General features: G+C 59.7%; 4 protein-coding genes and 2 pseudogenes. 5 read left to right on the top strand and 1 reads right to left on the bottom strand.

What is annotated here, in order from left to right:
- Positions 1–13: 13 nt before the first annotated feature.
- Together ACIOU6_RS27430 and ACIOU6_RS27425 are read left to right on the top strand one after the other, a co-directional pair.
- A pseudogene (locus ACIOU6_RS27430) lies at positions 14–118 on the top strand (50S ribosomal protein L19); the annotation flags it as partial.
- Positions 119–209: 91 nt separating this feature from the next.
- Positions 210–623 carry an acyl-CoA thioesterase gene (locus tag ACIOU6_RS27425; RefSeq protein WP_221729888.1) on the top strand — a complete coding sequence of 138 codons (414 nt, stop codon included), beginning with the start codon at positions 210–212 and terminating at the stop codon, positions 621–623.
- A 132-nt stretch (positions 624–755) separates the two neighbouring features.
- Here ACIOU6_RS27425 and ACIOU6_RS27420 read toward each other — a convergent pair whose 3' ends face one another.
- Positions 756–2,564, bottom strand: coding sequence for a sodium:proton antiporter (locus tag ACIOU6_RS27420; protein WP_339495996.1), 1,809 nt, complete (start codon positions 2,562–2,564; stop codon positions 756–758).
- Between the two features lie 107 nt (positions 2,565–2,671).
- On the opposite strand from ACIOU6_RS27420, the gene xerD reads away from it, so the two are divergent.
- From xerD to ACIOU6_RS27405, 3 genes and pseudogenes are all read left to right on the top strand, one after another.
- Positions 2,672–3,568 carry a site-specific tyrosine recombinase XerD gene (xerD, locus tag ACIOU6_RS27415; protein ID WP_221729886.1) on the top strand — a complete coding sequence of 299 codons (897 nt, stop codon included), beginning with the start codon at positions 2,672–2,674 and terminating at the stop codon, positions 3,566–3,568.
- A 173-nt stretch (positions 3,569–3,741) separates the two neighbouring features.
- Positions 3,742–4,473 (top strand): bifunctional protein-disulfide isomerase/oxidoreductase DsbC, encoded by a 732-nt coding sequence (dsbC, locus tag ACIOU6_RS27410; protein ID WP_221729885.1) that lies wholly within the window; start codon positions 3,742–3,744, stop codon positions 4,471–4,473.
- Positions 4,474–4,604: 131 nt separating this feature from the next.
- Positions 4,605–4,811 (top strand): annotated as a pseudogene (locus ACIOU6_RS27405) (homoserine dehydrogenase); the annotation flags it as partial.
- Between the last annotated feature and the right edge of the window lie 46 nt (positions 4,812–4,857).

The raw sequence follows: 4,857 nt of genomic DNA, 5'->3' as shown, positions 1-4,857 counted from the left end.
CTAACCGCACATCGACAGCATGGCTTTTAAACGTCTCGGTGACGAACGTAAAGCCAAGCTGTACTACCTGCGCGACCTGTCGGGTAAAGCAGCTCGCATCAAGGAAAAACTGGCTTAAGTCCAGCTTCCGATGCAGAAAAAAGCAGCCTACGGGCTGCTTTTTTGTTGCCTGCAATTTATCCACAGCATTTTTAGTTCAGGCCATAACCATGACCCCCCGTGACCAGGAAATCGAACGCCGTACCGAGCTCTCGGTGACCCGTGTAACCAAAGCCGTGTTCCCGCCGACCACGAACCACCACAACACCCTGTTCGGCGGCACCGCACTGGCGTGGATGGACGAGGTGTCGTTCATCACCGCCACGCGTTTTTGCCGTTTGCCGCTGGTGACGGTGTCTACTGACCGCATCGACTTCAATCATGCAATCCCGGCCGGTTCCATCGTCGAACTGGTAGGGCGAGTGATCAAGGTCGGTAACACCAGCCTCAAGGTCGAGGTGGAAGTGTTTGTGGAAAGCATGAGCTGCGACGGGCGCGAGAAGGCGATCCATGGGCAGTTCAGCTTTGTCGCCATCGATGATGACAAGCGACCGGTGCCGGTGCTGCCGGGGTTTGCGGCCTGATCCAACTCCGAGTCGTGCCATTCGCGAGCAAGCCCACTCCCACAGAAGACCTCGACCCGGTGTGGGGCAAGCCCGTTCTCGCATGAGACCTCGATCCTGTGTGGGAGCGGGCTTGCTCGCGCATGCGTCAGGTCAGGCGCCACTGGTTAAAGGCTGGATCAACGCCAGCAGCGTCCACCCCGATCCCGGCTTCAAAGCGGTCTCCGGCGTCACCACATGCACCCATCCGCTGTCATCGCGCATGAACAACAACGTGGCGCGATTGCCATGCAGCGCACGGTAATCCTCCCAGCCAAAGCCGTCCGTCAGCGTCGTGCTATACAGCTCGGCACCCTGACCCATCTGGCCGGCCAGTTTGGCGTAGGTCAGTGCCTCGCTGCCCAGTTGATTGCCGCGATGCTCAAGACTGGCGCGGTGCTTGTCGCTGCGACGGCTTTCCTGACCGCTGGCCAGGCCAAACAGGCGCTGATGCCCGAAGTCATGGCGAAAGCGCATGGCTGCCAGCGTGTTGAGTTCGCCCGACGGCGACAGCGCCAGCAAATGCCCCAGGCCAACCAGATCCAGATGCGCATCGGCATGCTGCGAAGCCGGATTACCGAAGTACGTCGGCAAACCCTCCATGCGCGCTGCACGAATATTTTCCCAGCTTGAATCGGTCAGCAACACTCGGCTACCCAATTGTTGCAACGACTTGCCCAAAGCCCGGGCCGGCCCATTGGCGCCGACGATCAGGAAACCACTGGGCGCCGGCTCCGCGACGTTGAGCAAACGCGCCAACGGTCGCGCCGTTGCGCTTTGCAGTACGACGGTGCCGATGATCACCGCGAAGGTCAGTGGCACCAGCAACAGCGCACCTTCATGTCCGGCTTCATCCAGGCGAATCGCGAAAATCGCCGACACTGCCGCCGCGACAATCCCGCGCGGGGCGATCCAGCACAGCAATGCCCGCTCACGCCAGTTCAGGCTAGACCCCGCGGTGCTCAGCACAACGTTCAAAGGTCTGGCGATCAACTGGATGACCAGCAGCAGAATCAGCACCAACGGCCCGAGCCCAATCAAAGCGTTCAAGTCCAGCCGTGCGGCGAGAAGAATGAACAGCCCGGAAATCAGCAACACGCTGAGGTTTTCCTTGAAGTGCAGGATGTGCCGCACGTCCACGCCTTTCATGTTGGCCAGCCACATGCCCATCAGTGTTACCGCCAGCAGGCCGGACTCATGCATCACCTCGTTGGAGACAATGAAAATTCCCAGCACCGCCGCCAGCGAAGCGAGGTTGTGCAGGTACTCCGGCAGCCATTGCCGCCGAATGACCGTGCCAAGCAACCAGCCTCCGGCCACCCCGAACGCCGCGCCGCAGGCAATCACCCCGCCAAAGGTGAACAGGCTCTGCTTGAGGCCATGGCCTTCGGCACTGGCAATGATGAAGCTGTAGACCACCACGGCGAGGAGGGCGCCGATCGGATCAATGACGATGCCTTCCCAGCGCAGAATGTTGGCGATCGAGGCTTTGGGCCGCACCACTCGCAGCATTGGCACAATCACCGTGGGGCCCGTGACCAGCGTCAGGCTGCCGAAGAGGATCGCCAGCATCCAGTCGAAGCCGAGCAAAAAGTGAGTGGCGAGCGCAATGACAATCCAGGTCGAGAGGGCGCCGAGGGTCACCAGTCGATGGACGACGCTGCCGATTTCCTTCCATTCCGACAGGTGCAGCGTCAGGCTGCCCTCGAACAGGATCAGCGCCACGGCCAGCGATACCAGTGGCATCAGCAGCGGCCCGAACATTTCTTGCGGATCGAGCCACCCCAATACCGGGCCGACCAGAATGCCGGTCAGCAACAGAAACAGAATCGCCGGCAGCTTCAGGCGCCACGCCAGCCATTGGCAACCTAGCGCCGCTGCGCCTATCCCGCCAAATGCCAATAGAATTTGCTGCTCGTTCATTGATGCTCCCTGTTCCTTGAAATTGCGGGCTATGAAAGACTAGCGCCCATTCCTACCGTTCACTCTACATTTGCGCGCAGTCGTTGAACTGTGTGCCTTGAGCGCCCATGCCTGCCATCGACCATCCACTGATTGACCAATTCCTCGACGCCTTGTGGCTGGAGAAGGGCCTGTCCGACAACACCCGTGGCGCCTATCGTAGCGACCTTGCGCTGTTCAATGGCTGGTTGCAGGAAAAAAACCTGGAGCTGATCAATGCCGGCCGTGAATTGATTCTCGATCATCTGGCCTGGCGTCTGGAGCAAAACTACAAACCGCGATCCACTGCGAGATTTCTCTCCGGCGTCCGTGGGTTTTATCGTTATCTGCTGCGCGAAAAGCTGATCACAGTCGATCCGACATTGCGCGTCGACATGCCGCAACTCGGCAGGCCGCTGCCCAAATCCTTGTCGGAAGCCGACGTTGAGGCATTGCTCAAAGCGCCGGATCTGAGCGAAGCCATCGGTCAGCGTGACCGTGCCATGCTGGAAGTCCTGTATGCCTGCGGCCTGCGGGTAACCGAGCTGATCAGCCTGACCCTGGAACAGGTCAACTTGCGCCAAGGCGTATTAAGGGTGATGGGCAAGGGCAGCAAAGAGCGGCTGGTGCCGATGGGCGAGGAGGCGATTGTCTGGGTCGAGCGCTATATGCGCGATGGTCGTGCAGAACTGCTCGGCGGGCGCCCCAGTGATGTGCTGTTTCCCAGCCTGCGCGGCGAACAGATGACCCGGCAGACGTTCTGGCACCGAATCAAACATCAGGCCAAGGTCGCCGGGATCGGCAAATCGCTGTCGCCGCACACCTTGCGGCACGCGTTCGCCACGCACTTGCTCAACCACGGCGCCGATTTGCGCGTGGTGCAGATGTTGCTCGGTCACAGTGATCTGTCGACCACCCAGATCTACACTCATGTGGCGCGGGCGCGGTTGCAGGATTTGCATGCCAAACACCACCCGCGTGGCTGAACAAACAATCCATGTGGGAGCTATTGCATCCGCCTGTGCGTCTGGCGACAGGCGCATTCGGCCACCGTGACCTTATGTGTTAGGCTTTGCCGGTTTGCACGATGGACGGTTATGACCCGGTGTTCCGGCCCGGGCGTTCTGACCGTTCCATTTGTCCGCCCTCAGGAGTTCTCATGCGTCTGACCCAGATTTTCGCCGCCGCCGCCATTGCGTTGGTCAGCACCTTTGCCGTCGCCGATGATGCGGCTGACAAAGCCATTCGTAAAAGCCTGGAAAACCTCCAGCTCGATGTTCCGGTAGACAGCATTTCCGCGAGCCCTCTGCCTGGCATGTATGAAGTCAAGCTCAAGGGCAGCCGTGTGCTGTACGCCAGTGCCGATGGCCAGTACATCGTTCAGGGCTACCTGTTTCAGCTCAAGGACGGCAAACCGGTCAACCTGACCGAGAAGACCGAGCGTCTGGGCATCTCCAAACTGATCAACGCCATCCCGGTGGCTGAAACCGTGGTTTACCCGGCCGTGGGCGAGACCAAATCGCACATCACCGTGTTCACTGACACCACTTGCCCTTACTGCCACAAACTGCACGCCGAAGTGCCCGAGCTGAACAAGCGCGGCATCGAAGTGCGTTATGTCGCGTTCCCGCGTCAGGGCCTTGGCTCGCCGGGTGATGAGCAACTGCAAGCCGTGTGGTGCTCCAAAGACAAGAAAGCGGCCATGGACAAAATGGTCGATGGCAAGGAAATCAAGGCCGCCAAGTGCGAGAACCCGGTTTCCAGACAGTTCGCCCTCGGTCAGTCGATCGGCGTGAACGGCACACCGGCCATCGTTTTGGCCAATGGACAAGTCATTCCGGGCTATCAGCCTGCGCCACAAGTCGCCAAACTGGCGCTGGGCGCGAAGTAATTCGCATCGTCACGGTCAGCCTTTGACGATCATGGTCCGGTAGCCGCATCGCCGGGCCATTAATAGAGAGCCGCGAGCACGCGGTTGTTTTCCGGCCGACCCTGAGTCGGCCGTTTTATGGGGAGTTCACAGTGAATCCGGTCAAAGTAGGCATCTGTGGGTTAGGGACCGTCGGTGGCGGTACCTTCAACGTACTTCAGCGCAACGCCGAGGAAATTGCTCGTCGTGCCGGGCGTGGGATCGAAGTGGCACAAATTGCCATGCGCACGCCAAAGCCTCAGTTCCAGACGACCGGTATTGCGATTACCAACGATGTCTTCGAAGTGGCCACGATCCATTAGATCGACATCGTCATAGAGCTGATGGGCGGCTATACCGTTGCCC

The sequence above is a fragment of the Pseudomonas sp. NPDC087615 genome, assembly GCF_044743445.1.
Classification (GTDB): Bacteria; Pseudomonadota; Gammaproteobacteria; order Pseudomonadales; family Pseudomonadaceae; genus Aquipseudomonas; species Aquipseudomonas baetica_A.
This window is presented reverse-complemented; position numbering and strand designations above follow the sequence as displayed.